A 23,538-nucleotide genomic window follows, 5' to 3' on the forward strand; every position below is an offset into this window, starting at 1 on the left:
AGCGCCAAGCGTCGGCAAAGAACAGGGCAGTCGCTGACTTTCCCTCAACTTTCCGGGTCGAATCTTTTCGACTCTTCAAGCACCTTGACCGCACTCCAGGGTCTACGCACTATGGGAGCGCTCCCACTGGTTCAAGGCTTGTTGCTCCTCCCCCCACCTCTTCGAGCCGCAAGGAGGAACCAGCACCATGGATCCCGCACGCGGACGCCGTGGGACGCGGCGCCTGTGGACCGCCTTTGTGGCGGCTCTCGCACTCCCCCTGGCCATGCTGAGCACCGGTACGACGCCCGCCCGGGCGGCCGCTCTCCAGTGCAGCGTGGACTACAAGGCCAACGACTGGGGCTCCGGTTTCACCGCGGAGCTCACCCTCACCAACCGGGGCACGGACCCCATCAACGGCTGGTCGCTGGCGTACTCCTACGCCGGCAACCAGAAGCTGACGAGCGGCTGGAACGGCACCTGGTCGCAGTCGGGCCAGCAGATCACCGTGGTCAACGCCCCCTACAACGCGACGGTCGCGCCCGGAGCGGCCGTCAGCGCCGGCGCGCAGTTCACCTACAGCGGCGCCAACGCCGCGCCCACCTCGTTCTCGGTCAACGGCACGCCGTGCACCGGCGCCCACCAGCCCCCCGTCACCGTGCTGACCAGCCCGGCGCCGGGCGCGGTCTACACGCAAGGGGCCGCGGTGCCGCTCGCGGCGACCGCCGCGGCCGCCGACAACGCGACGATCACCAAGATGGAGTTCTACGACGACACCACCCTGCTGGGCACCGACACCAGCGCCCCGTACACGCTGTCGGCCTCCGCGCTGACCGTGGGCAGTCACTCCCTGGTGGCGAAGGCCTACGACAGCCTGGGCGCGTCCGGGACGTCCGCCCCGGTCGGCATCACGGTCGCCTCGGGACCCGCCGTGGTGGCCTCCACCAACCAGCTGGCCGTGCAGCAGGGCGGGACGGGGTCGTACGACCTCAAGCTGTCGACGCAGCCGTCGGCCAACGTGACCGTAATGACCGCCCGGACGAGCGGGAACACCGGTCTCACCGTCACGGGCGGCGCGAGCCTCACCTTCACCCCGTCGAACTGGAACACCGCGCAACGGGTCACCGTCGCCGGCAACGCCAACGGCACCGGTTCGGCGACCTTCGAGTCGACGGCGACCGGACACGCCAAGGCGTCGGTCACCGTCACCCAGATCGCCGGCTCCAAGGTGTACGACGCCCGCTTCCTGGAGCTCTACGGCAAGATCACCAACCCGGCGAACGGCTACTTCTCCCCCGAGGGCATCCCGTACCACTCGGTGGAGACGCTGATCGTCGAGGCTCCCGACCACGGACACGAGACCACGTCGGAGGCCTACAGCTACCTGCTGTGGCTGCAGGCGATGTACGGCAAGGTGACGGGCGACTGGACCAAGTTCAACGGCGCCTGGGACATCATGGAGAAGTACATGATCCCCACCCACGCCGACCAGCCGACCAACTCCTTCTACAACGCCTCCAAGCCGGCCACCTACGCGCCCGAGCTGGACACCCCGAACGAGTACCCGGCGAAGCTGGACACCGGGGTCTCGGTGGGCTCGGACCCGATCGCCGGTGAGCTGAAGAGCGCGTACGGCACGGACGACGTCTACGGCATGCACTGGCTGCAGGACGTCGACAACGTGTACGGCTACGGCAACTCGCCCGGCAAGTGCGAGGCGGGCCCGTCGGACACCGGCCCGTCGTACATCAACACCTTCCAGCGGGGCGCTGAGGAGTCCGTCTGGGAGACGGTCCCGCAGCCGACCTGTGACGCCTTCAAGTACGGCGGCAAGAACGGCTACCTGGATCTGTTCACCGGTGACTCCTCGTACGCCAAGCAGTGGAAGTTCACCAACGCCCCGGACGCCGACGCGCGTGCCGTGCAGGCCGCGTACTGGGCGGACGTCTGGGCCAAGGAGCAGGGCAAGGGCTCGGACGTCTCCGCAGCCGTGGGCAAGGCCGCGAAGATGGGCGACTACCTGCGCTACGCCATGTACGACAAGTACTTCAAGAAGGTCGGCAACTGTGTGGGGGCCTCGTCCTGCCCGGCCGGCACCGGCAAGGACGCCTCGTTCTACCTGCTGTCCTGGTACTACGCCTGGGGCGGTGCCACCGACACCAACGCGGGCTGGGCCTGGCGCATCGGCTCCAGCCACGCCCACGGCGGCTACCAGAACCCGCTGGCGGCCTACGCGCTCAGCAGCTACGCCCCGCTGAAGCCCAAGTCGGCGACCGGGCAGGCGGACTGGACCAAGTCCCTCCAGCGGCAGATGGAGTTCTACCGCTGGCTGCAGTCGAACGAGGGCGCGATCGCGGGCGGCGCCACCAACAGCTGGGCGGGCCGGTACGCGACGCCGCCGGCCGGCAAGTCGACCTTCTACGGCATGTACTACGACCAGCAGCCCGTCTACCACGACCCGCCGTCCAACCAGTGGTTCGGCTTCCAGGCGTGGTCGATGGAGCGGGTGGCCGAGTACTACCAGCAGACGGGGAACGCGGCCGCCAAGGCGGTCCTCGACAAGTGGGTCGACTGGGCGCTGTCCAAGACCACGATCAACCCGGACGGCAGCTACCGGATCCCCTCGACGCTCCAGTGGTCGGGCCAGCCCGACACCTGGAACGCCTCGAGTCCCGGCGCCAACAGCGGACTCCACGTCACCGTCGCCGACTACACCGACGACGTCGGTGTGGCGGCCTCGTACGCCAAGACCCTGACGTACTACGCCGACCGGTCCGGTGACACGGAGGCGAAGACGACGGCGAAGGCGCTGCTGGACGGCATGTGGAACAAGCACCGGGACGCCCTCGGGATCGCCGTCCCGGAGACCCGCACCGACTACAACCGCTTCGACGACGCCGTGTACGTCCCGAGCGGCTGGAGCGGCAAGATGCCCAACGGCGACACGATCAACTCCTCCTCTACCTTCACCTCGCTCAGGTCCTTCTACAAGAACGACCCCAACTGGTCGAAGATCGAGAGCTATCTCGCGGGCGGCGCCGCGCCCTCGTTCACGTACCACCGGTTCTGGGCCCAGGCCGACATCGCACTGGCCATGGGCTCGTACGCGGAGCTCCTCGAATAGTCCCCGCCGGGCGCTCCGCGGGCCGAGTCCCGCGGAACCGCTCAAGAGCTCCGCGTACCGCGCCGGGCGGCCCTCACCCGCACAGAGGGCCGCCCGGTCGTCGCGCGTCCCCCTCCCCCACCCGGAAGGATCCCCGCCGTGCGAAGAACCCGCGTCCTCACCGCCGTCCTCGCCCTCGCCGCCGGGCTGCTCGCGGGCACCCCGCCCGCACTGGCCTCGGGCGCCGAGAAGACGACGATCTCCGCCGAGTCGTACACCTGGAAGAACGCCCGGATCGACGGCGGCGGCTTCGTGCCGGGCATCGTCTTCAACCGCAAGGAGAAGAACCTCGCCTACGCGCGCACCGACATCGGCGGGGCGTACCGCTGGCAGCAGAGCAGCAAGACGTGGACGCCGTTGCTGGACTCGGTCGGCTGGGCGAACTGGGGACACACGGGCGTGGTCAGCCTGGCCTCCGACCCGGTCGACCCGAACCGGGTCTACGTCGCCGCCGGGACGTACACCAACAGCTGGGACCCGGGCAACGGGGCCGTGCTGCGCTCCGCCGACCGGGGCGCGAGCTGGCAGCGGGCGGACCTGCCGTTCAAGCTGGGCGGCAACATGCCCGGCCGGGGCATGGGCGAGCGGCTCGCCGTCGACCCGCACCGCAACAGCGTGCTCTATCTGGGCGCGCCCAGCGGGAAGGGGCTGTGGCGGTCGACGGACTCGGGCGTCACCTGGTCGCAGGTGGCGAACTTCCCCAACGTCGGCAACTACGTGCAGGATCCGAGCGACACCAGCGGCTACGCCTCCGACAACCAGGGCATCGTCTGGGTCACCTTCGACGAGTCCACCGGCACGGCGGGCAGCGCCACGCGGACGATCTACGTCGGCGTGGCGGACAAGGACAACGCGGTGTACCGGTCGACGGACGCGGGCGCGACCTGGTCGCGGCTGGCCGGGCAGCCGACGGGACAGCTCGCGCACAAGGGCGTCCTGGACACCGTCAACGGCCAGCTGTACGTGGCCTACAGCGACAAGGGCGGCCCGTACGACGGCGGCAAGGGCCGGCTGTGGCGGTACACGACGGCGACCGGCGTGTGGACGGACATCAGCCCGGTCGCGGAAGCCGACACCTTCTACGGCTTCAGCGGACTGACGGTCGACCGGCAGCGGCCGGGCACGGTGATGGCCACCGCGTACAGCTCCTGGTGGCCGGACACACAGATCTTCCGCTCGACCGACAGCGGAGCGACCTGGACGAAGGCGTGGGACTACACCTCGTATCCCGAGCGGGCCAACCGCTACACCATCGACGTCTCGTCCTCGCCGTGGCTGACCTGGGGTGCGAACCCGTCGCCGCCCGAACAGAGCCCGAAGCTGGGGTGGATGACGGAGGCGCTGGAGATCGACCCGTTCGACTCGAACCGGATGATGTACGGGACGGGCGCGACGATCTACGGCACGGAGAGCCTGCGGAACTGGGACACCGGCGGGCAGTTCGCGGTCAGGCCGATGGTGCAGGGGCTGGAGGAGACCGCGGTCAACGACCTCGACTCTCCCCCGTCCGGTGCGCCGCTGCTCAGCGCGCTCGGTGACGTCGGCGGATTCCGGCACACGGACCTGACGAAGGTCCCCTCGATGATGTTCACCTCACCGAACTTCACCACGACGACGAGCCTGGACCACGCCGAGTCCGACCCGAACACGGTGGTGCGCGTCGGCAACCTCGACTCCGGTCCGCATGTGGCGTTCTCGACGGACAACGGGGCCAACTGGTTCGCGGGGAGCGACCCTTCGGGTGTGAGCGGCGGCGGGACGGTGGCCGCGGCCGCCGACGGCAGCCGCTTCGTGTGGAGTCCGCAGGGTGCGGGCGTGCAGCACACGACCGGCTTCGGCTCCTCCTGGACGGCGTCGACCGGCATCCCGGCGGGCGCGGTCGTCGAGTCCGACCGGGTGGACCCGAAGGTCTTCTACGGCTTCAAGTCCGGCCGCTTCTACGTCAGTTCCGACGGCGGCGCCTCGTTCACCGCTTCCGCGGCGACCGGGCTGCCGAGCGGCGACAGCGTGCGCTTCAAGGCGTTGCCGGGTGCGAGGGGCGACGTGTGGCTGGCGGGCGGGGCGAGCGACGGCGCGTACGGCCTGTGGCACTCGACGGACGGCGGCGCGAGCTTCGCCAAGCTGTCGAACGTCCAGGAGGCCGACACGATCGGCTTCGGCAAGGCGGCCTCGGGCGCCTCCTACCAGACCCTCTACACCAGTGCGAAGATCGCCGGGGTGCGGGGGATCTTCCGCTCCACGGACAAGGGCGCGACCTGGACGAGGATCAACGACGACGCCCACCAGTTCGGTTGGACCGGAGCGGCGATCACCGGCGACCCCCGGGTCTACGGCCGGGTCTACCTCGCCACCAACGGCCGGGGCGTGATCTACGGCGACACCTCGGACGCCGGCGGCGGAGGCGGGGGCGGCACGGACCCGCCGCCGACCCCGACCGGCGCCTGCACGGTGACCTACTCGATCACCAACCAGTGGTCGGGCGGCTTCCAGGCGGACGTGAAACTCACCAACACGGGTGCGAGCGCCTGGTCCGGCTGGAGCCTCGACTGGACGTTCCCCGACGGCCAGACGGTCTCCCAGCTGTGGAACGCCCAGCACACGCAGTCGGGTTCGTCGGTGACGGCGAGGAACACCACCTGGAACGCCGTCGTGGCGGCCGGTTCGTCGGTGGGCTTCGGCTTCACGGGCAACTGGTCCGGCAGGAACACCGAACCGACGGCGTTCCGGCTGGGCGGCCAGGCCTGCAAGGTGAGTTGAGCAGCAGTCCTGAACCGCCGGTCAGCTGCCTGACGAGGAGGGCGCCGCCGGCTTCCGGAAGGCCCTGAGCGTGAACTCGGGGTCGGGGCGGAGGCGGTCCTGGTCGGGCAGCTGCGCCAGCCGGCCGGCGAAGACCTCGGCGAGGGGTTCGCCGGGGGGCAGGGTCACGAACCAGCCGCGCCGCAGGTCGGCGATCGTGCGGCGCGGACTGCGGCCCTGCCCCCGGCCCGGGAAGCGCGCCCGCCCGGCCGGGACGAGGCCGCAGGCGACGGCGTACGACTCGACGGCGGCCTCGTCGTCCCGGGCGGTGTGGGGCGGCCGTGAGACGAGCACGGCGTCGATGTCGCTGCCGACATTGTGCGCGGCGGCCTTGTCGACCGTCGTGACGTAGACGCCGCCCGGCCGCAGCACCCGCGCGCACTCGGCGACGATCGCACGCGCGTCTACGTCGCTCCGCGCGAGGTGCAGCAGCCACACACTGCTGACGGCGTCGAACTCGCCGTCCCGGAAAGGCAGTCGGCGGCTGTCGGCCCGCACGATCGCACCGGGCAGCCGTGACGCGGCCTGCCGGACCATCGCGGCCGCGAGGTCGACGCCGGTCACCCGCGGAGCGTCGCACCCGGCGGCGAGCCTGCGGGTGACGATGCCGGTGCCGCAGGCGACGTCGAGCAGACTGCCCGTCCCGTCCGGCAGCAGGCCGAGGACGGCCCGCGCCGCGGCCGCCGCCCGGGGCTCGCCGCCGCGCGCGGCGTCGTAGCGTTCGGCTTCCTCGTCGTAGTCCAGCACGCGCGCCCCCCGTGTCCCCGTGTCGCGTCCGCCGTCGTGCGTCAGCGCGCCCCGTGGCCCGGGGCCAGATCCTCGACCCTGCGGGCGAGCGCGAAGTCGAGCTCGGTGAGGGCGCCGCCCGCGCTGTGGGTGTTCACGGCGAGCGTCACCGAGTCGTAGCCGAGGGTGAGGTCGGAGTGGTGGTTGAGCTCCTCCTGCACCTGGGCCACATGGATGACCAGCGCGGTCGCGGCGAAGTGCGAGGCCAGCCGGTAGGAGCGGGTGAGGCGGCCCGCGTCGACGGACCAGCCCGGCAGCTCCGAGAGGCGGTCCTCGATCTCCTTCAGCGACAGCGGTTCGACGGCCATGGCCCGGCTCCCTTCCTGGATGTCGTGCGATGTCGCGGTGGCACGGTGTCGCGTACCCGTCCAGCCTGCCACAGGAGCGCCGTGACGACCCTGCCCGAGGCCGCCCGCGGGCCGGCGGGGCTCGTGGCGCGCCGTGTCCGTCGGCTACGGTCGACGGCATGACCACTGTCGCCTCCGATCCCACCCAAGCCGTCGGCCCCCTCTTACGGGCCTGGCGGGAGCGGCGGCGGGTGAGCCAGCTGGAGCTGGCGCTGCGCGCGGACTCCTCGGCGCGGCACATCAGCTTCATCGAGACGGGCCGCTCCCGGCCCAGCGAGGAGATGGTGCTGCGGCTGGCGGAGCACCTCGACGTCCCCGTGCGGGAGCGCAACTCGCTCCTCCTCGCGGCGGGTTACGCCCCCCGCTTCCGGGAGACCCCGCTGGGCGACCCGGCGCTGGACGCCCTGCGCACCGGCATGGAGCGCCTGATCCGCGGCTACGAGCCCTATCCGGCGCTGGTCGTGGACGCCATGTACAACGTGCTGGCGGCGAACCGCGGGATCGCCCTTCTGCTGGACGGGCTCCCCGAGTCGCTGCTCGCGCCACCGCTGAACGCGATGCGCCTGACCCTGCACCCGCAGGGCCTCGCGCCGCGCATCCGCAACCTGCCCGAGTGGCGCGGCCATCTCCTCGCCCAGATGGAACGCGACATCGCCCTGCACCGCTCCGCGCCGCTGCGGGCGCTGTACGAGGAGGTGGCCGCGTATCCGGCGCCGGAGACCGAGCCCGGGACGGGGGCGGGCGAGGGGGCCGAACGGGACGATCCGGTGCCGTACTTCGCGCTGCCGCTGCTGATCGAGCACGAGGGCCGGACGCTGTCGTTCATCTCGTCGATCTCCACGTTCAACACCCCCATGGACGTGACCGTCGCCGAGCTGGCCATCGAGACGCTGCTCCCGGCCGACCCGGCGACGGTCAAGTACCTTCACTCGCTCGGAACCTGAGAAGCCATCAGTTCTGGCGCGCCCTCAGTGCCGCCTGCTGGAGCGCCGCGAAGCCGGCCACGACGAAGGCCTGCGCCACGGTCCACGCCCCGCCCACGGCGGTCGGTGACAGCCACAGGGCGAGGGCGACGCAACTGAGCACCGCCCAGGCTGCGTTGCCCTCGATCACCACCCGCACGGGCAGCGCGGCGGGGCGGACGCGGGCGGCGAGGAGGCCCACCCCGGCCGCGTACACCGTGAGGAACGCGCCGAGCCCGAGGAGGGTCGCGGAGCCGACGCCGAGGAGGCGGCCGAGGGGCCCGGACGCGGCGAGGTAGGCGAGCCCGTTGACGCCGGTCACCACCGCGTCCAGCGCGAGGAAGCGGCGCAGCGCGGTGTGCGGCTCTGCGGTGCGGGCGAGTGCGAGGAGCGCGGTGCGCCGGGCGGGGCGGACGGGCGCGGTGGTCTGGGTGGCGGACATGGCGGATCACCCTCCGTCGAGGTCGGGATGCGGCTGGGGCCGCGGGTTCCGGACCGGAGTGCGCCGGCCCGGAACCCGCTGTCCTTACGATCCCGTGCGGGGGAAGCGGGGTCGATTACTCCCGGGGTAATGCCGTCCGTACGACCGCCGCGCGCCCCTCCGGACGATCACCTCGCCATGTCCCCTGCGGACGGGAACCGGAACATGACACACTGTCCGCGTGCCTCGACGCGCAGGGGAGACGTGGCGTGAGTGAGCGGCGGCCCGCGCCCACGGTGGGCCAGGTGGTACTGGGCAGGCGGCTCCAGGAGCTGCGCGAGGCGGCCGGGCTGAGCCGCGAGGAGGCGGCCCGCGCGCTGCGGGTGGCCCCGGCGACCGTGCGGCGCATGGAGACGGCCGAGGTCTCGCTGAAGATCCCGTACGTGCAGGTGCTGCTGGACGCGTACGGCGTGCCGGCGCCGGAGGCCGACTCGTTCGTGGCGCTCGCCGAGGAGGCGAACCGGCCGGGCTGGTGGCAGCGGTTCCACGACGTGCTGCCCGAGTGGTTCAGCCTGTACGTGAGCCTGGAGGGCGCGGCCCGGCTGATCCGCTCCTACGAGCCGCACTTCGCGCCGGGGCTGTTGCAGACCGAGGCGTACGCGCGGGCGGTACTGGAGTCCGGGACGGTCGGGCGCAGGAGCCCGGAGGCGATCGAGCGGCACGTGTCGCTGCGTATGGCCCGGCAGCGGCTGCTGGAAGGCCCCGACGCACCCCATCTGTGGGCGGTGATGGACGAGACGGTGCTGCGCCGGCCGGTGGGCGCCGATCCGGCCGTCATGCGTGAACAGCTCGACAAGCTGCTGGAGTTCGCGGAGCGGGACCGGATCACCTTGCAGGTGGCGGAGTTCGCGGACGGCCCGCACCCGGGCGCGTCCGCGCCGTTCTCCCTCTTCCGGTTCGCCGAACCGGAGTTGCCCGACATGGTGGTCACCGAGTACGTCTCCGGCGCGCTGTACCTCGACTCCCGCAACGAGGTGTCCGCGCATCTGGAGGTCCTCGACCACATCACGACGCACGCCGCGTCGGCAGAGCGCACGAAGGAGCTTCTGCGGGACGCCCGCGAAAGCTTCTGATCCCCCCCACCTCGCCCAGGGCCCGGCACGGGTCCCGCGGGCTCCGCACGGCCCTGACCATCCGTACCGCACGCCCGAGGAGACGACCCCGTATGACCGGATCCGAGTCCGAGAACCCCCTGCGCATCGACACCAGCCGGCCGCACCCGGCCCGGGTGTACGACTGGTGGCTGGGCGGCAAGGACAACTACCCCGTGGACGAGGAGCTGGCGCGCAAAATCCTCGCCGTGGACGGCACGGTGCTGCGCGGGGCACGCGCCAACCGCCGGTTCATGCAGCGGGCCGTACGTGCCGTCGCCGAGGCCGGGATACGCCAGTTCCTGGACATCGGCACGGGCATCCCCACCGAGCCGAACCTGCACCAGGTGGCGCAGGGCGTCGCCCCGGAGGCGAAGGTCGTGTACGCCGACAACGACCCGGTCGTGCTGCGGCACGCCGAGGCGCTGCTGCACGGCTCCCCCGAGGGCTCCACCCAGTACGTGCACGCCGACGTCCGTGACCTGGACGCCGTGCTGCACCGGGCCGCCGAGTCCCTGGACCTCGGCCGGCCGGTCGCGCTGTCGCTGGTGGCGCTCACCCACTACCTGGGCGATGACCCGTCGGGCGACGACGTGTACGGGCTGCTGAAGCGGTACGTCGCCGCGCTCGCGCCGGGGAGCCACCTGATCCTCTCCCAGGTCACCCCTGATCTGAACCCGGAGGCCATCGAGCAGGCGGCGAACCACTTCCGGCGCAGCGGCACCCCTTTCCACCCCCGTTCGCTCGCGGAGTTCTCCCGCTTCTTCGAGGGTCTGGAGCTGCTCGGCCCGGGAGTGATCCCGGTGTCGGGCTGGCGGCCGGAGCCCGAGGACGTGGCGCTCCAGGCGGAGGGCATCGTGCCGGTGTACGCGGGGGTCGCCCGCAAGCCCTGACGTCCGCGCACCGCGCGAGGTCCCGCGTGCCGGACGCGAACCGGCCGGCCGTGCGGGATGCGCGACGGCCGGCCGGGGCGACCCCAGGGCTCAGGCGAGCTTGGCGGACAGGGTGATCGTGGTGCCCGCGAGGGCCTGGCTGACCGGGCAGTTCTTCTTGGCGTCCTCGGCGGCGGCCACGAAGGCGTCCTCGTCGAGGCCGGGCACGGTGCCCTCCACGGTCAGATGGATGCCGGTGATGCCCTCACCCGGCTGGAAGGTGACGTCGGCGGACGTCACCAGCTTGGTGGGCGGGGTGCCGGCGCCGGCCAGGCCGTGCGACAGCGCCATGGAGAAGCAGCTGGAGTGGGCGGCGGCGATCAGCTCCTCGGGGCTGGTCTTGCCGTTCGCCTGCTCGGCGCGCGACGGCCACGACACCGGCTGCCGGCCGATGCCGGAGGAGTCGAAGGTGACGACGCCGTTCCCCTCGAGCAGGTTGCCTTCCCATTCGGTGTGTGCGGTGCGCGTGGTGGCCACGGTTGTTCCTTTCGCGTGGGGGTCCCGTCGGACGGGTTCACGGGTGACGGGTTTCCGTGTACCCATCCGATCACACTCGCCGTCATCGCACCCGGAAGACCGGCCCACGGGCCGTGAACGGCAGCCGGCGTCCCTGGGGGGACCGTCGCGGGCGATGGCCTCCGGCGGGCAGAACACCGAGCGGCCGTCGCGGATCTGGGGGACGCCGATGAGGTCCTCCGGAGCGAGTTGGGTGCCGAGCAGGCTGACGCACTCCAGGCCGAGAGACTCGGCGAACTCCCTCACCAGGGAGGACTTCCCGATGCCGGGGGCGCCCCACAGGAAGACCGGGCGAACGGTGGCGAGGCCGAGGAGCAACTCGGGGACGCGTGCGGGCGTGACGGTGACGGCTGCCTGCAAAGCAGCATCTCCTAGCGGGTGTCGGGGCGCGGTGGAGGGCAACCTCGCGGCGGCGCGCGGTCGGTACGCACAGCGCGGTCGGTACGCACAGTGTGGGCGTACGGCTCTTTCGGCGCAGCCGCCTTTTACGGTGCCACGGCCCCTAGGCGAGGCCCCTCAGGCGGCCCGTTCCTCGGGGGTCGGCTCCAGGGGGGTCTCGGGGGCGTTCCGCTCGCTCAGCCAGCGGCGCAGGACGCGGTGGACGTGCTCGGCGCCCACGAGGTCCTCGCCGTCCTCGACCGGCGCGGACAGGTCGAGCGGGGACAGCAGGAACGGCCTGGCCTGGGGGCCGCCGAGGCCGCCGTGCGAGCCGATCTGCTCCTCGAAGGCGAGGACCTCGCCGTCGGCGGGGTCGTGGAAGGAGTTGACCATGATGTCGGCGGTGTGCGGGAAGGCGTGCGTGCGGCGCACCGCGTCGGCGGCGCGCGGCCCGAATCCGGCGAGCGGGCCGGGTTCCTCGTCGAGCCGGTCGAGGGGTATCTCCGCGCCGAACGCGCCGAGCACGACCGCTCCGTGCCGCTCGCTGCGCACGAGGAGGAAGCCGATGCCGGGGTGGTTGGCGAGCGTGGACAGCAGGGCGGGGTGACGGGCGTCGATCTCCTCCTTGCTCATCCGGTGCGGCACGTCGGGGAAGGAGACCAGGCCCAGGTTGCCGGAGGCGAGGACGAGGGGCTCCGAGCCGGGGGCCGCGGGGGAACGGCCACCGCCACTCTCCTCGACCGGTCTGCGCAGCGCCGCCCGGACGGCCGCACGCGCCTCGGCGCCGCTGTGGGTGCGCTGCGCCCTGCGCGGGACGGGCAGACCGCAGCCGGCCCGCACCAGGTCGCCGAGGGTGAGGCCGTAGCGGGCGCGGAAGGTCTCCCCCGGGCTCTGCCCGTGGTCGGACAGGACGACGATCCGGTATGGGCGGGGCGCGTGCTCGGCGACGTTCGCGATGAGCGCGAGGGACCGGTCGAGGCGGGCCAGGACCTTCTGCGCGTCGCGGCTGCGCGGGCCGGAGTGGTGCGCGACCTCGTCGTAGGCGACCAGGTCGGCGTAGACGGCGCCGCGGCCGGCGAGCATGTCGCCCATGACGGCGGTCACCACGACGTCGCGTTCGACGACGGTCGCGAAGGCGCGGACGAAGGGGTAGAGGCCGCCGCGTCCCACGCGCGGGCGCTGTCTGCGCAGCCGGGCGCGGGTGGACTCGACGATCTCGCGGACGACCTCGGCGACGAACGACAGCGCGGTGCGCACCGCGTTCGCCGGGTCGGAGAAGTAGGCGAAGTATCCGGCCCGGGAGCGGGTGGCCGCGTCGCGCCGGCCGACGGCGATGGACAGCACGAGGGCCTGCTCGTCGGCGCCGCCGCCGAAGAGGTTGCCGCGGCTCGCGCCGTCGCCCGCGAGCAGTCCGGCGTCACCGGTGCGCTCGACCGCGCGGCGCTGGAGTTCGGCGGCGCTGGTGGGCCGGTTGCAGACCATGACCTCGCCGCTGTCCTTCTCGTACCAGCGGAAGGCGGGCACGTCGTGGTTGCTGCCGTGCAGGATGCCCAGCTGGCTCGCGCCCGTCTGGCTCGACCAGTCGGTGTGCCAGAGCGTGAGGCGGTGGGTGGCGGCGTGGCCGGGGGTGTGTCCCAGCCAGCGGGCCGTCGTGGGCATCACCCCGGTCGCGGCGGCCGCCAGCAGGACGTCGTGCCCGACCCCGTCGAGCTGGAGGAAGACGGTGCCGGGGGTGGTCGCGCAGGGCGGGCCGCCCCGGCTGCGGCGGACGGACAGCCGGTGGAGGCGGTGCCGGTAGGCGTCGTCGTCGCGTACGGCGAGGGCGCCTCCGGTGGCGGAGGCGACGGCGGACATCACGGCGGCGACGATCACCGCCGTCTCGGGGGCCACCTCGCTCTGCCCGGAGGGGTTCAGCCGGAGCGCGAGCAGGAGCAGCGAGCCGTTGAGGAAGAACACCAGCAGGCCGAGGACGAGCGCCGGCACGAGCAGCAGCAGGCGCACCAGGACGGGCCAGACCAGCGCCGACAGCAGGCCGAAGACGCCCGCGCCGACAGCCGCCGTGACGGCTATCGTGGGCGAGTTGTCGCCGTCCGGCGGCTGCAGCCGGAAGTCCGGCAGGATGCCGGCGAGCGCGAGCATGGTGACCGTGGACACCGCCCACACCGCGACGCTCCGCCCGGCCTGACTGACGGCCCGCCGCCAACGCACTCCCCGCACGCCCAGCCACCTCACGTTCCGGCCCCGCCGCCCGGGGGACCGCCATCCACCTTGTCATACCGCGTCGGGGGGTGGCCCCGGGCCGGGGAGGGGGTCGGTTCCGGCGGCCCGGGGCGCCGCGTCAGCGGCCGTCGTAGCCCGCCGTCGGCATGGACAGACGGCGGTGGACGCGTGCTTTCATCTGGGCGTCGTAGGCGGGTTCCGCGACGCCCACCGTCTCCACGCGGACCCCGCGCCGCTCGCACTCCTCGGTGAACTCCTCGACGGAGGACAGGGCGCTCTCCAGCACCCGCCGGCTGGGCGCGACGAACACGTCGACGCCGGGCCGGACGCCGTCCCACAGCACGCAGTGATCGGGGCGCAGCGCGCGCACCAGCAGCTCCCGGCTGACGACATACCCGTGTTCCTCGGCCCACCGCGCGCACATCGCGTGCTGGCCGCGGGAGTCCACCAGGAAGGGATCGGCGTCCAGTTCCTCGAGCGGCGTCAGACTCGCGATCGCCGTGACCCGCACCGGCCCCATGGCGTCCCCCCTCACCTCCGGGTTTCGCCGCCGACCCTACTCCTGCCCGTAGGCTTCGGGGGAGTCGCACGAAGGAGGCAAAGAGGTGCCGGTGGAGATCACCTGGTGGGGTCACGCCACCTGCACGGTCGAGGATTCGGACGTCCGTGTGCTCACCGACCCCCTGTTCGCCCGCCGGCTCGCCCACCTGCGCCGTCGTCGCGGCGCCGTGCCCCCGCCGGAGGCCTGGCGGGCTGACGTGGCGCTCGTGTCGCACCTGCACGCCGACCATCTGCACGTGCCCTCCCTGGCGCGCCTCGCGCCGGGCACGCGCCTGCTGGTGCCCCGGGGCGCGCCGCGCGCCGTGCCGGGGCTGCGCCGTCTGACGCATCTGCGGGTGACCGAGATGGCGCCGGGCGACGAGACGGACGCCGGGCCGGTGCGGATACGCGCCGTGCCCGCGGAGCACGACGGCCGGCGGCTGCCGGTCGGACCGCACCGCTCCCCCGCGCTCGGATACGTCGTGGAGGGCGAGGCCAGGACGTACTTCGCCGGGGACACGGGCCTGTTCGAGGGGATGGCCAAGGAGGTCGGACCCGTCGACGTGGCGCTGCTGCCGGTGGGCGGCTGGGGCCCGTATCTCGGCGAGGGACACCTCGACGCGGGGCGCGCGGCGGAGGCGCTGGCGCGGCTCGCGCCCCACAGCGCCGTTCCGGTGCACTACGGCACGTACTGGCCGATCGGGATGGACGCCGTGCGCCCCCATGAATTCCATGCGCCGGGCGAGGACTTCGTGCGCCGGGCCGCGCAACGCGCGCCGGCGGTCACGGTGCACCGGCTCGCGCACGGGGAGAGCGTGCGCCCGGCGGTCACGCCGTGACGCCGCCCGCCGCCCTGACGGCGCTGGCCGCGTGGGCGTCCGCCTCGCTCAGACCCCAGGCCGATCCGACGCCGCTGGCCGTCGTCGCGCTTCTGCCGACGGAGCCCACGCAGCAGGCGATCGGCTACCCGACGCTGTTCCTGCTGGTGCTGGCCGGCGCGCTGGTGCCGGTGGTGCCGACGGGCGCGCTGGTGAGCGGGGCGGCCGTGGTCGCCTTCCACCAGACGGCGCCCTTCTCGCTGCTGCTGGTGTTCGTGACGGCGTCCCTGGCCGCGTTCCTCGGCGACGCCGCGCTGTACTGGCTGGGCCGGCGCGGGCTGGGCTCGAAGAACGGCTCACGCTGGCTGGAGGCGATCCGCAACCGCGCTCCGGAGGAGCGGCTCGCCCAGGCGCAGGCCAAGCTCGCCGACCACGACGTGGCCGTCCTGGTGCTGTCCCGGCTGGTCCCGGCGGGCCGCATCCCGGTGATGCTCGCCTGCCTGCTGGCGAAGTGGCCGCTGCGCCGCTTCGCCCGGGGCAATCTGCCGGCCTGTCTGGCCTGGGCCCTGACCTACCAGCTGATCGGCATCCTCGGCGGCTCGCTGTTCCCGGAACCCTGGCAGGGCGTGCTGGCCGCGATCGCGCTGACCGTCGTGATCGGCGCGGCCCCGAGCGTGTGGCACCGGCTGCGGCGCCGCACGGACACGGCGTAGACCTCCCGGTCGGGGCGGCAGCTCAGGGCAACAGCTCTTTCCTGAGCATGAGTTCGCGCAGCTGCTCGCGGTCGAGCGGGAAGCCCTTGAGCAACGGGCCCAGTGCCTTCTTGCCCGAGAAGCCCTCCCAGGCGCCCACAGTGAGCACCGTGCCGTCCTTCAACAGCAGTTGAGCCTGCAGCGAGGATCCGTCGGAACGGTTCGTGGAGGTGTACTGCCAGATGGACAACCGGCCGCCGGCCACCGCCTCTTCGGTGCATCGTTGCCGGGGGTACGAACTCTCCGGACTCGACGCGTCGCACGGAGCGAAGAAGGCAGTGTCCTTCTTGTACCTGTGACGCGTGGCGGGATCGATCACCTGGACCTGGAGATACCCGATGCCCCCGCCCCGGGCGACCGCGTAGTCCCCGTCGTAGGGTCCGATCGTCTGCGGCCCGGTCGGCTCCCTGTCTGTGAGGATCTTCTCCAGCGAGATCTTCGTGACCTTGCCGACGCCCTTCGGCAGCAGGTCCTGGAACACGGGGGCGCGGGCCGTCGGCGATGCGGCCACCGGCGTCTTCTCGTCGCCGGTACGCAGCACGCCGGAGCCGAGGGTGGCCGACACCGCGATCACCCCGACCACGACGCCGGTCGTCGCCGCCCGCCTCCGTCGCCGTATGCGCGCGGCCGTCGTGAAGACGGACCCGCCGTCGCGCCCGGCCGGCGGCCGCACGTCGGCGACGGCCCGCCCGAGCAGCTCCCGCACCGCTTCCCCGTCATCCAGGTCGGTCGCACGATCCAGGTCGTTCATACGAGTTCCTCCCGCACCACGGCCTTCAGGGCCGCGAGTCCTCTCGCCGTGTGGCTCTTGACCGTGCTCTCCCGCATGCCGAGCAGTTCGGCGGTGGCGGCGACGCTGAGGTCCTCCCAGTAGCGCAGCACCAGCACCGCCCGCTGTCTGGGCGCGAGCCGGCCGAGGGCGGCTCGGACCATCAGCCCGGTGTCGCTGTCCGTCTGCCGGTCCGGCACGTCGGGCACCTCGCCGTACGGTTGCTCCCGCCGCCAGAACCGGCGGCGCCCCGCGATGAACGTGTTCACCAGCGTCTTGCGGGCGTAGGCGTCGAGGTTGTCCAGCCGCCCGTGCCTTCGTGCGCCGAGGACGACCTTCACCAACGCCGTCTGGACGAGGTCCTCGGCCTCGTCGCGGTTGCCGCACAGCAGATAGGCGCTGCGGAACAGCTCCGAGCGTCTGCCTTCGACGAAGGCGTGCAAGGCCGCTTCCGCCCCCCGCGTCATCCGTCCCCCTCTTCCGGCCCTCACGTGCTGACGGCCCTCCCACCCTGTCAGTGCGGTGGGAGGGCCGTCAGGACGCAGCGGACGGGGACCGATTTCGGCTCAGGTCGTGGCGGGGCCCCGCCGGTCCAGGACCCGGGAGCCGCCCACCGGCAGGTCCCACAGGTCGGCTCGGGGGCGGCCCGCCTGCTGCCAGGCGGCGCGGACCCGGGTGAGGGGTTCGAGGACCGGTTCGGCGGAGAGGACGAACGTGCCCCAGTGCATCGGGGCCATCCGGCGCGCCCCCAGGTCCTCGGCGGCCCGCACCGCCTCCTCCGGGTCGCAGTGGACGTCGCTCAGCCACCAGCGGGGATCGTAGGCGCCGATGGGCAGGAGGGCGAGGTCGATGCCCGGGTAGCGCTGCCCGATACGGGAGAACCAGTGGCCGTAACCGGTGTCGCCGGCGAAGTAGAGGCGCCGGCCGTCGGGGTCCGTGAGCACCCAACCGCCCCACAGGGAACGGCAGGTGTCGGTGAGGCTGCGCTTGGACCAGTGGTGGGCGGGGACGAAGTCGAAGCGGACGCCGGACAGTTCGGCCGCCTCCCACCAGTCCAGCTCGGTGACGCGGGTGAACCGGCGGCGCAGGAACCAGCGGCCGAGCCCGGCCGGCACGAACACCGGTGTGTCGCGCGGGAGTCGGCGCAGGGTGGGCGCGTCCAGATGGTCGTAGTGGTTGTGGCTGATCACGACCGCGTCGACGGGCGGCAGCGCCTCCCACGGGATGCCGACGGGCGTGACACGGGCCGGGGTGCCGAGGATGCGACGGGACCAGACCGGGTCGGTCAGCACGGTCAGCCCGCCGATCCGCACGACCCAACTGGCGTGCCCCGCCCAGGAGACGGCGACGGTACGGGCGTCCACGGCGGGCAACGGGCCGGGCTCGAAGGGCAGTCGGGGGATGTCGGCGAGGCCTTCCCGGCCGGGGCGTACGGAGCCTTCGCGGGCGAAGCGGGCCATGGCCTTGAGGCCGGGCAGCGGGGCGGTGAGCCGGTCGTGGAAGGAGCGCGGCCACACCCGCCGCTCCCCCAGCGGCCGGGGCTCGGCGAGTGGCGGCGCGGGGGGAGCCGAGGGCACGGGGGGCGCCGCGGACGCCTGCGGGGCGGCGGGCGGGGCGGGCAGGGAGCTCGCGGGGGACGCAGGGGCCGGGGGGTCGGCCTCCCGGACGCCGCCGACGGCGGTGGTGACGGTCGTGCCGGTGAAGGCGGTCGCACGGGTGGTGGTCGACTCGGACTGCTGCGTCATCGAGGAGGCTCCCATCGCTGAGCGTCGCCGCCGAGATCGTCGAAGACCGACCTCAGGAGGGACAACGCGCGGTGCACGTGTGGCAGTTCCAACGGGGTGGGTGAGGTGAGGCTTTCGGTGCGCTGGGCGTCCGTGCCGCCCAGCAGCGCGCCGGTGGACAGCCGGACGCGCAGCGCGGCGAGGTCGTCGCCGAAGCGGTGGCCGCCCGGCGCGGGCATGCCGAGCCGGGCGGTGAGGAGGTCCTCCAAATCCTGCGCGTCGTCGACGTCCCGCGCGGCGAGCGCGTCGCGCAACGGGCCGAGGTCGACGTAGAGATGGCGGCCGGCCTGTGGTGGCGGGGCGAGCGCCCCGGCGGAGACGACGACGTCGTGCGCGGCGGCGGCCAGGCGTGCGTGCAGCCGTACGGCGTCCCGCACGCGCGTGCGGACCGGCTCGGGCTCGGTCAGGACATGGGCGGCGGCCGCGGCGACCGGTGCGGCGACGCGGGCGTCGAGAGCGGTGAGGACGTCGAGCACACGCGCGTGCAGGTCGTCCCCCGCCGCCCCGGGCGGCAGCCGGGCCACGGCGGCGGGCCAGCCCGCCGGCAGCAGCGCGCCCGCGAGGTCGCTGACGACGGTGACCCGGCCCGGCAGCATCTCGGCGGGGCTGACCAGCACGGTGGCGTGCGGGTCGTGCAGCGTGTCGCGCCAGGTCTCGTCGCTGACGAGGTGCAGCCCCTCGCCGTCGGCGGCCTCCACGACCTCGTGCAGCACCTCGGGCGGGGCGACGGTGGCGGTGGGGTCGTCGGCGACGGACAGCACCAGCAGCCGCGGGTCGCCGCCCTCCGCACGCACCCGCCGCACGGTCTCCAGGAGCGCGAACGGGTCCGGGACGCCGCCGCACTCGGCGGGTGTCGCCACATGGAAGACGGGTCTGCCCAGCAGTCGCGCGTACGGCGCCCACCAGGCCGCGCAGGGCCTCGGCACGAGCACGTCCCCGCCGACGGCGGCGGTCAGCGCGAGCAGCAAGGCCGGGGCGCCGGGGCCGGCCACGATCCGCTCGGGTCCGGCGGGGGTGCCGCGCCGCTCCCAGTAGCCGCGGGCCGCTTCCAGGAGGGCGGGGCCGCCGCCGACCGGTTCGCCGTCGCCGTGGGAGGCGGCGGAGGCGAGGGCCGCGGCGAGGCCGGGAGATACGGGCAGACCGTCCGCGGGAAGCGGGGGGCCGTAGCGGACGGGCCCGTGCCCTTCCGGTTCCGTCCGCCGCATGAGGTCCTCCGCGCAGTCCGTCCCTGGTGCCCAGTGCCGTCGCCGGCCGGTCGCCACGCGCCCGCCCGCCGGGGCCGCTGTCCGCCCGTGCGCCGGATGGTGCGTGACATCTCGTACGGGGCCGGGTGTGCCCTCGGGCACCGAGTACCCCGTGTGCCGCCTTCCCATGGCCGCCTCGCCGGTGTTGCGCCGGTCACGGCCCGGGGGCGACGTCAGAGGCGCCCCGCGGCGTCACGGCGGCGCAGCCGGTGGACGGCGGCGCCGAACGCGCCGGCGATGAGGAGAGCGCCGGCGACCAGTGCGGGCACGGAGTCGGTGAAGGCGCCGCCCGCCCCGGCCCGCACCCCGTGCTGGACGGCCGCGCCGGCGCAGGCGTCGTCGTGCAGGCCGGCGCCGCGGGTGTGGCCGGGGCAGGGCGCGGGCTCGGTGGTCCCGCAGAGCCGGCCGTGCTCGGCGTCGGCTTCCTCGCCTCGGCCGGCGGAGCAGGCTTCGTGGCCGGCGCAGGCCTCGGTGGCGCCGGGCGAGGTCCCGGGGGCCTTGGGATCCTCGGCGTCCTGGGGGCTTTCCGCACACGTGCCAGGGGTGCCGCAGGCGTCGAGGTGATCGTCCTCGCAGGGCGCGGCCGGCGTCGTACAGGCCTTGCCTTCGGGGCAGGGCACGCCCGCCCCGCTCCCGCCCTCGGTGATGGCGAAGCCGGCGCTCCACGGCGTGCCGCGCCCGCCGGGCGGCGCCGGGCAGACGCCGTCGACTTTCCAGGCGGAGCCCGCACCGGCGGCGTCGACGGCGTCCGGGGCGGTTTGCCGGGCAGTGCCGTCGGGCGCGTCGGCGGGCGGCTCGCCGGCCTCATCCGCGTCCACCGGCACCGTCAGGGCCGTGGCGGGGGCGATGCGGGCGGTGCCGCGGTAGGCGGGGCCGGTCAGCTCGTCGCCGCCCGGCACGAGGGTGAGCGTGACGGTCCCGTCGGCGAAGGCCCGGGATGTTGCGTCCACGGTTTCGGGCGCGGGACCGCCGAGGGGGTCGCACGTCACCGAGACGGTGACGCTGCCGCCCGGGGGGACGGCGGCCGGGCCGATCTCCGCCGCCGGCTCCGCGGACGCGTCCGGGACGGCGCCGGTCAGTACGGCGGCGCCCAGGGCGGCGACGGACAGGACACGGGCGGTGCGGCGCATGGGACGGCTCCTTCGGCCGGCGACAGCGAGGCACGACGTCCATGCCCCACAGCCATCACAGCCCGCCCTCCGGTGCGCCCGCGCGCGGCCGCCCGCCATTCGCGGGAGATGACCCCGCCAACCGGGTGACTCCCCGGCGAGGCGCCCCCACCCATCGAGGCCCGACGGTGCCGACGTCCCGTCCGGCGGTGCCGGCTTCCCGCGAGGGGTGACGCGTCACCCGAGGCCTCGAAGCTCTTTACGCCGTCTCGTTCAGTGTCTGCTCGCGGATGCGTTCGCAGCAGCGGTTGATCAGGCGGGAGACGTGCATCTGCGAGATGCCGAGCTGTTCGGCGATCCGGCTCTGCGTCATGTCCTGGAAGAAGCGCATGTAGAGGATCGTCCGCTCGCGTTCGGGCAGTGCGGCGAGCCCGGCCTTCACCGACTCCCGGTCGACGACCGTGTCCAGGGCGGGATCGGGCGAGCCCAGGGCGTCGCCGAGGGAGTAGCCGTTCTCTCCGCCCGCCGTCTGCGCGTCGAGCGACAGCGCGCTGAAGCTGTCCAGCGCCTGCAGCCCCTCGCGCACCTCCTCCTCGCTCAGCTGGGTGTACCGGGCGATGTCGGCGACGGCGGGGTGGTGGGCGGAGCCGGCCTGGGACAGCTCCCGGCAGGCGACCCGCACCCGGTTGCGCAGTTCCTGCACCCGGCGCGGCACGTGCAGGGTCCACATGTGGTCGCGGAAGTGCCGCTTGATCTCGCCGGTGACGGTGGGCACGGCGTAGCTCTCGAACGCCTTGCCGCGCTCGGGGTCGTACCGGTCGACGGCCTTGACCAGGCCGAGGGCGGCCACCTGTCGCAGGTCGTCGGAGTTCTCGCCGCGGTCGCGGAAGCGGCCGGCCAGGCGGTCGGCCATGGGCAGCCAGGCCTCGACGATCCGGGCGCGGAGCGCGTCGCGCCGGGGACCGGGCGGCAGGGCGGCGAGCCTGCGGAAGGCGTCGGCGGTGTCGGGGGCGTCGTGGTGCGGGTGGCGCTTCGCGCTCGCCCGGTCGTACACGGGGGTGGGCACGGATGTACGCATGAGCGTGGCAACTCCCTTGACGAGTGCTTTGGGTTGGCCGGTCACCGTGGAGATGCGACGCGACGCGGCCGGAGGGGCCCGCCGGGGTCGCCGACTGCGGTGTCCCACGGACGTGCCTCCGGTCCGAAGCACTGATTCCGCGCCTGCCCCGGGCCCGGGCCCGCAAACACCCCGCCCGATGCGGCGCACATCGGCCCCGAGTGCCCCGTGTCGGGGTCCGCACCTCGGGTACGCGGTGGGCCGACCCCGAAGATCTGGAGGGAGACATGCAGCGAGGCAGCGACCGGCTGAGTGTCCACCGGGACGACGAGATGAAGCACGAACTGCAGGGTCTGCTGAGGTCCGGGCACCCCACCCGGTCCGAGGAGTGGCACGACCCCGAACCGTCCGCCGACGACGACCCCCAGGTGTGGGGCGGTCCGGTGGTGCCGGGCACGTCCCGGGCGTCGCTGGCGACCGTACGGCTGGAGCTGGCCCGCATCCTGGGCCGGGGCTCCTTTCCCGCGGGGCCGGAGGACCTGACGCGTGCCCTGCGCCGCAAGAACGCTCCGGACGGCCTCGTGGAGGCGGTGGGGCGGCTGCCGCGCAAGGAGCGTTACGCCACGGTGCAGGAACTGGCCGAGACCCTGGTCGGAAGCGAGCGTTGAGCGGGGCCTCGCCGATGTGCCCACGCCGGTGAGAGGAACGAGCAGCGGCGGGCCGGGGCCCACGAGGGCGGCCGGCCCGCCGCGGAAGGACGGTGAACGAACATGCGTATCGCGTTTCTGACGGCTCCCGAGGGCGTCGAGCAGGTGGAGCTGACCGATCCGTGGCAGGCGGCGCTGGAGGCGGGTCACGAACCCGTGCTGGTGTCGACCGACTCCGGTGAGGTCCAGGGCTTCAACCACCTCGACAAGGCGGACACGTTCCGTGTGGACGAGGTCGTCGGGCAGACGTCAGCGGACTCCTTCGGCGGGCTGGTGCTGCCGGGCGGGGTCGCCAACCCCGATTTCCTGCGCACCGACGACAAGGCCGTGGCGTTCGTCAAGGACTTCTTCGAGCAGGGCCATCCGGTGGCCGCGATCTGCCACGCCCCGTGGACGCTGGTCGAGGCGGACGTCGTACGGGGCCGGACGCTGACCTCGTGGCCGAGCCTGCGGACGGACATCCGCAACGCGGGCGGCACCTGGGTCGACGAGCAGGTGAAGGTCTGCGACCACGGGCCGAACAAGCTGGTCACCAGCCGCAAGCCGGACGACCTCAAGGCGTTCTGCGAGGCGTTCCTGGACGTCTTCGCCAAGGAGACCGAGGCGGCCTGAGACGCCCTGGCGGCCTGGGAGGTCGCCTCTCGGCGCCACTCGGCCAGGACGCGTATGCCCCGGTGGGGTCACTCCCCGCCGGGGCCCTCCTTCGTCCCACGGCCGGGTCTTCCCGCACCGCCGGCCGAGCCCGGACCCCACTTGCCGACCGGGGTGTCCGCGCGGCCGCCCCTGCCGCCGCTCTCCGTCGCCGTGTCACGTTCGCGGGCGCCCTCGCGGGTACGGCTGGGGGCGACGAAGCGGTCCGGGTTGCGGCGCAGGTACTCGCCCTCCAGCTTCGCCATGCGGTCGTTGTGGGCGCGCAGCGCGTCGTTCGAGCCGTGCAGCAGGGTGTCGTGGCGCGTGCGGTGGATCGTCTCCAGCTCTTTCATCAGCTGCTGGTCGTCCAGCCGGTCCGGGTCGACTCCGGTCATCGTGATGCCCCGCTCGTTGTGTTCGTCCATGTCGTCCGGGTACCCGCCCGGTGCGAAAAGACCCCCGAGCGGCATCCGGGAG

The 23,538-nt window shown here is 73.4% G+C and carries 21 protein-coding genes and 2 pseudogenes; 9 read left to right on the top strand and 14 right to left on the bottom strand.

Annotated features, from left to right (window positions below):
* Window positions 1-187 precede the first annotated feature (187 nt).
* Window positions 188-3,103, top strand: coding sequence for a glycoside hydrolase family 48 protein (locus ACIRS4_RS05390; protein ID WP_404190323.1), 2,916 nt, complete (start codon window positions 188-190; stop codon window positions 3,101-3,103).
* Window positions 3,104-3,241: 138 nt separating this feature from the next.
* Window positions 3,242-5,899 carry a cellulose binding domain-containing protein gene (locus ACIRS4_RS05395; protein WP_404190325.1) on the top strand — a complete coding sequence of 886 codons (2,658 nt, stop codon included), beginning with the start codon at window positions 3,242-3,244 and terminating at the stop codon, window positions 5,897-5,899.
* A 21-nt stretch (window positions 5,900-5,920) separates the two neighbouring features.
* Here the strand turns inward: ACIRS4_RS05395 and ACIRS4_RS05400 are convergent, their stop codons facing one another.
* Together ACIRS4_RS05400 and ACIRS4_RS05405 are read right to left on the bottom strand one after the other, a co-directional pair.
* On the bottom strand, window positions 5,921-6,685 hold the full coding sequence (locus ACIRS4_RS05400; protein WP_404190328.1) for a class I SAM-dependent methyltransferase: 765 nt from the start codon (window positions 6,683-6,685) through the stop codon (window positions 5,921-5,923).
* Between the two features lie 41 nt (window positions 6,686-6,726).
* Complete coding sequence (locus ACIRS4_RS05405) at window positions 6,727-7,032, bottom strand: 4a-hydroxytetrahydrobiopterin dehydratase (protein ID WP_404190331.1); 306 nt, start codon at window positions 7,030-7,032, stop codon at window positions 6,727-6,729.
* Between the two features lie 158 nt (window positions 7,033-7,190).
* On the opposite strand from ACIRS4_RS05405, the gene ACIRS4_RS05410 reads away from it, so the two are divergent.
* A complete protein-coding gene (locus ACIRS4_RS05410) occupies window positions 7,191-8,015 on the top strand; it encodes a helix-turn-helix domain-containing protein (RefSeq protein WP_404190334.1) in 825 nt (274 codons plus the stop codon).
* 7 nt (window positions 8,016-8,022) lie between these two features.
* Here the strand turns inward: ACIRS4_RS05410 and ACIRS4_RS05415 are convergent, their stop codons facing one another.
* Complete coding sequence (locus ACIRS4_RS05415; RefSeq protein WP_404190337.1) at window positions 8,023-8,475, bottom strand: hypothetical protein; 453 nt, start codon at window positions 8,473-8,475, stop codon at window positions 8,023-8,025.
* A 248-nt stretch (window positions 8,476-8,723) separates the two neighbouring features.
* Here ACIRS4_RS05415 and ACIRS4_RS05420 point away from each other — a divergent pair, with 248 nt between their 5' ends.
* The gene (locus tag ACIRS4_RS05420) at window positions 8,724-9,587 is read left to right on the top strand and encodes a helix-turn-helix domain-containing protein (protein ID WP_404190339.1); all 864 of its coding nucleotides are present in this window, start codon (window positions 8,724-8,726) and stop codon (window positions 9,585-9,587) included.
* Window positions 9,588-9,679: 92 nt separating this feature from the next.
* Window positions 9,680-10,498, top strand: a complete 819-nt coding sequence (locus ACIRS4_RS05425; protein WP_404190341.1) for an SAM-dependent methyltransferase — start codon at window positions 9,680-9,682, stop codon at window positions 10,496-10,498.
* 90 nt (window positions 10,499-10,588) lie between these two features.
* On the opposite strand, the gene ACIRS4_RS05430 is transcribed toward ACIRS4_RS05425, so the two are convergent.
* The 4 genes and pseudogenes from ACIRS4_RS05430 to ACIRS4_RS05445 form a co-directional block, all read right to left on the bottom strand.
* Window positions 10,589-11,014: an OsmC family protein gene (locus ACIRS4_RS05430; RefSeq protein ID WP_404191047.1), complete on the bottom strand. Its 426-nt coding sequence runs from the start codon at window positions 11,012-11,014 to the stop codon at window positions 10,589-10,591.
* A gap of 138 nt (window positions 11,015-11,152) precedes the next feature.
* Window positions 11,153-11,413: pseudogene (locus ACIRS4_RS05435) on the bottom strand (AAA family ATPase); the annotation flags it as partial.
* 156 nt (window positions 11,414-11,569) lie between these two features.
* Window positions 11,570-13,648 carry a phage holin family protein gene (locus tag ACIRS4_RS05440; protein WP_404190344.1) on the bottom strand — a complete coding sequence of 693 codons (2,079 nt, stop codon included), beginning with the start codon at window positions 13,646-13,648 and terminating at the stop codon, window positions 11,570-11,572.
* A 121-nt stretch (window positions 13,649-13,769) separates the two neighbouring features.
* Window positions 13,770-14,171 (bottom strand): hypothetical protein, encoded by a 402-nt coding sequence (locus ACIRS4_RS05445; protein WP_404190346.1) that lies wholly within the window; start codon window positions 14,169-14,171, stop codon window positions 13,770-13,772.
* Between the two features lie 85 nt (window positions 14,172-14,256).
* Here ACIRS4_RS05445 and ACIRS4_RS05450 point away from each other — a divergent pair, with 85 nt between their 5' ends.
* Both ACIRS4_RS05450 and ACIRS4_RS05455 read left to right on the top strand, forming a co-directional pair.
* Window positions 14,257-15,030 (top strand): MBL fold metallo-hydrolase, encoded by a 774-nt coding sequence (locus ACIRS4_RS05450; protein WP_404190348.1) that lies wholly within the window; start codon window positions 14,257-14,259, stop codon window positions 15,028-15,030.
* 74 nt (window positions 15,031-15,104) lie between these two features.
* The gene (locus tag ACIRS4_RS05455) at window positions 15,105-15,722 is read left to right on the top strand and encodes a DedA family protein (RefSeq protein ID WP_404191050.1); all 618 of its coding nucleotides are present in this window, start codon (window positions 15,105-15,107) and stop codon (window positions 15,720-15,722) included.
* A 22-nt stretch (window positions 15,723-15,744) separates the two neighbouring features.
* Here the strand turns inward: ACIRS4_RS05455 and ACIRS4_RS05460 are convergent, their stop codons facing one another.
* The 6 genes from ACIRS4_RS05460 to ACIRS4_RS05485 form a co-directional block, all read right to left on the bottom strand.
* Window positions 15,745-16,512 (bottom strand): hypothetical protein, encoded by a 768-nt coding sequence (locus ACIRS4_RS05460; protein ID WP_404190351.1) that lies wholly within the window; start codon window positions 16,510-16,512, stop codon window positions 15,745-15,747.
* Window positions 16,509-16,997: a SigE family RNA polymerase sigma factor gene (locus ACIRS4_RS05465; protein ID WP_404190354.1), complete on the bottom strand. Its 489-nt coding sequence runs from the start codon at window positions 16,995-16,997 to the stop codon at window positions 16,509-16,511. The genes ACIRS4_RS05460 and ACIRS4_RS05465 overlap by 4 nt, the downstream gene beginning before the upstream one ends.
* A 99-nt stretch (window positions 16,998-17,096) precedes the next feature.
* Window positions 17,097-18,275, bottom strand: a complete 1,179-nt coding sequence (locus tag ACIRS4_RS05470) for an MBL fold metallo-hydrolase (RefSeq protein ID WP_404190357.1) — start codon at window positions 18,273-18,275, stop codon at window positions 17,097-17,099.
* Window positions 18,272-19,519 carry an aminotransferase class I/II-fold pyridoxal phosphate-dependent enzyme gene (locus ACIRS4_RS05475; RefSeq protein ID WP_404190360.1) on the bottom strand — a complete coding sequence of 416 codons (1,248 nt, stop codon included), beginning with the start codon at window positions 19,517-19,519 and terminating at the stop codon, window positions 18,272-18,274. The genes ACIRS4_RS05470 and ACIRS4_RS05475 overlap by 4 nt, the downstream gene beginning before the upstream one ends.
* A gap of 212 nt (window positions 19,520-19,731) precedes the next feature.
* Window positions 19,732-20,688: a hypothetical protein gene (locus ACIRS4_RS05480; RefSeq protein ID WP_404190362.1), complete on the bottom strand. Its 957-nt coding sequence runs from the start codon at window positions 20,686-20,688 to the stop codon at window positions 19,732-19,734.
* Between the two features lie 238 nt (window positions 20,689-20,926).
* Window positions 20,927-21,745 carry a SigB/SigF/SigG family RNA polymerase sigma factor gene (locus ACIRS4_RS05485; protein ID WP_404190365.1) on the bottom strand — a complete coding sequence of 273 codons (819 nt, stop codon included), beginning with the start codon at window positions 21,743-21,745 and terminating at the stop codon, window positions 20,927-20,929.
* A 266-nt stretch (window positions 21,746-22,011) separates the two neighbouring features.
* Between ACIRS4_RS05485 and ACIRS4_RS05490 the strand changes: the two genes are divergently transcribed.
* Window positions 22,012-22,392, top strand: a complete 381-nt coding sequence (locus ACIRS4_RS05490; RefSeq protein WP_404190367.1) for a DUF2795 domain-containing protein — start codon at window positions 22,012-22,014, stop codon at window positions 22,390-22,392.
* Window positions 22,393-22,494: 102 nt separating this feature from the next.
* Window positions 22,495-23,043, top strand: a complete 549-nt coding sequence (locus ACIRS4_RS05495) for a type 1 glutamine amidotransferase domain-containing protein (RefSeq protein ID WP_404190370.1) — start codon at window positions 22,495-22,497, stop codon at window positions 23,041-23,043.
* A gap of 197 nt (window positions 23,044-23,240) precedes the next feature.
* Here ACIRS4_RS05495 and ACIRS4_RS05500 read toward each other — a convergent pair.
* A pseudogene (locus tag ACIRS4_RS05500) lies at window positions 23,241-23,486 on the bottom strand (DUF6158 family protein); the annotation flags it as partial.
* Window positions 23,487-23,538: the final 52 nt, after the last annotated feature.

This window comes from Streptomyces sp. NPDC101166 (assembly GCF_044768125.1).
Classification (GTDB): domain Bacteria; phylum Actinomycetota; class Actinomycetes; order Streptomycetales; family Streptomycetaceae; genus Streptomyces.

Excerpts from the sequence above, each read along its gene's own strand:
- ACIRS4_RS05460 (WP_404190351.1), bottom strand. The coding sequence starts at position 16,512 with ATGAACGACCTGGATCGTGCGACCGACCTGGATGACGGGGAAGCGGTG.
- ACIRS4_RS05465 (WP_404190354.1), bottom strand. The coding sequence starts at position 16,997 with ATGACGCGGGGGGCGGAAGCGGCCTTGCACGCCTTCGTCGAAGGCAGA.
- ACIRS4_RS05495 (WP_404190370.1), top strand. The coding sequence starts at position 22,495 with ATGCGTATCGCGTTTCTGACGGCTCCCGAGGGCGTCGAGCAGGTGGAG.
- ACIRS4_RS05415 (WP_404190337.1), bottom strand. The coding sequence starts at position 8,475 with ATGTCCGCCACCCAGACCACCGCGCCCGTCCGCCCCGCCCGGCGCACC.
- ACIRS4_RS05475 (WP_404190360.1), bottom strand. The coding sequence starts at position 19,519 with ATGCGGCGGACGGAACCGGAAGGGCACGGGCCCGTCCGCTACGGCCCC.
- ACIRS4_RS05490 (WP_404190367.1), top strand. The coding sequence starts at position 22,012 with ATGCAGCGAGGCAGCGACCGGCTGAGTGTCCACCGGGACGACGAGATG.
- ACIRS4_RS05405 (WP_404190331.1), bottom strand. The coding sequence starts at position 7,032 with ATGGCCGTCGAACCGCTGTCGCTGAAGGAGATCGAGGACCGCCTCTCG.
- ACIRS4_RS05425 (WP_404190341.1), top strand. The coding sequence starts at position 9,680 with ATGACCGGATCCGAGTCCGAGAACCCCCTGCGCATCGACACCAGCCGG.
- ACIRS4_RS05390 (WP_404190323.1), top strand. The coding sequence starts at position 188 with ATGGATCCCGCACGCGGACGCCGTGGGACGCGGCGCCTGTGGACCGCC.
- ACIRS4_RS05485 (WP_404190365.1), bottom strand. The coding sequence starts at position 21,745 with ATGCGTACATCCGTGCCCACCCCCGTGTACGACCGGGCGAGCGCGAAG.
- ACIRS4_RS05480 (WP_404190362.1), bottom strand. The coding sequence starts at position 20,688 with ATGCGCCGCACCGCCCGTGTCCTGTCCGTCGCCGCCCTGGGCGCCGCC.
- ACIRS4_RS05445 (WP_404190346.1), bottom strand. The coding sequence starts at position 14,171 with ATGGGGCCGGTGCGGGTCACGGCGATCGCGAGTCTGACGCCGCTCGAG.
- ACIRS4_RS05470 (WP_404190357.1), bottom strand. The coding sequence starts at position 18,275 with ATGACGCAGCAGTCCGAGTCGACCACCACCCGTGCGACCGCCTTCACC.
- ACIRS4_RS05410 (WP_404190334.1), top strand. The coding sequence starts at position 7,191 with ATGACCACTGTCGCCTCCGATCCCACCCAAGCCGTCGGCCCCCTCTTA.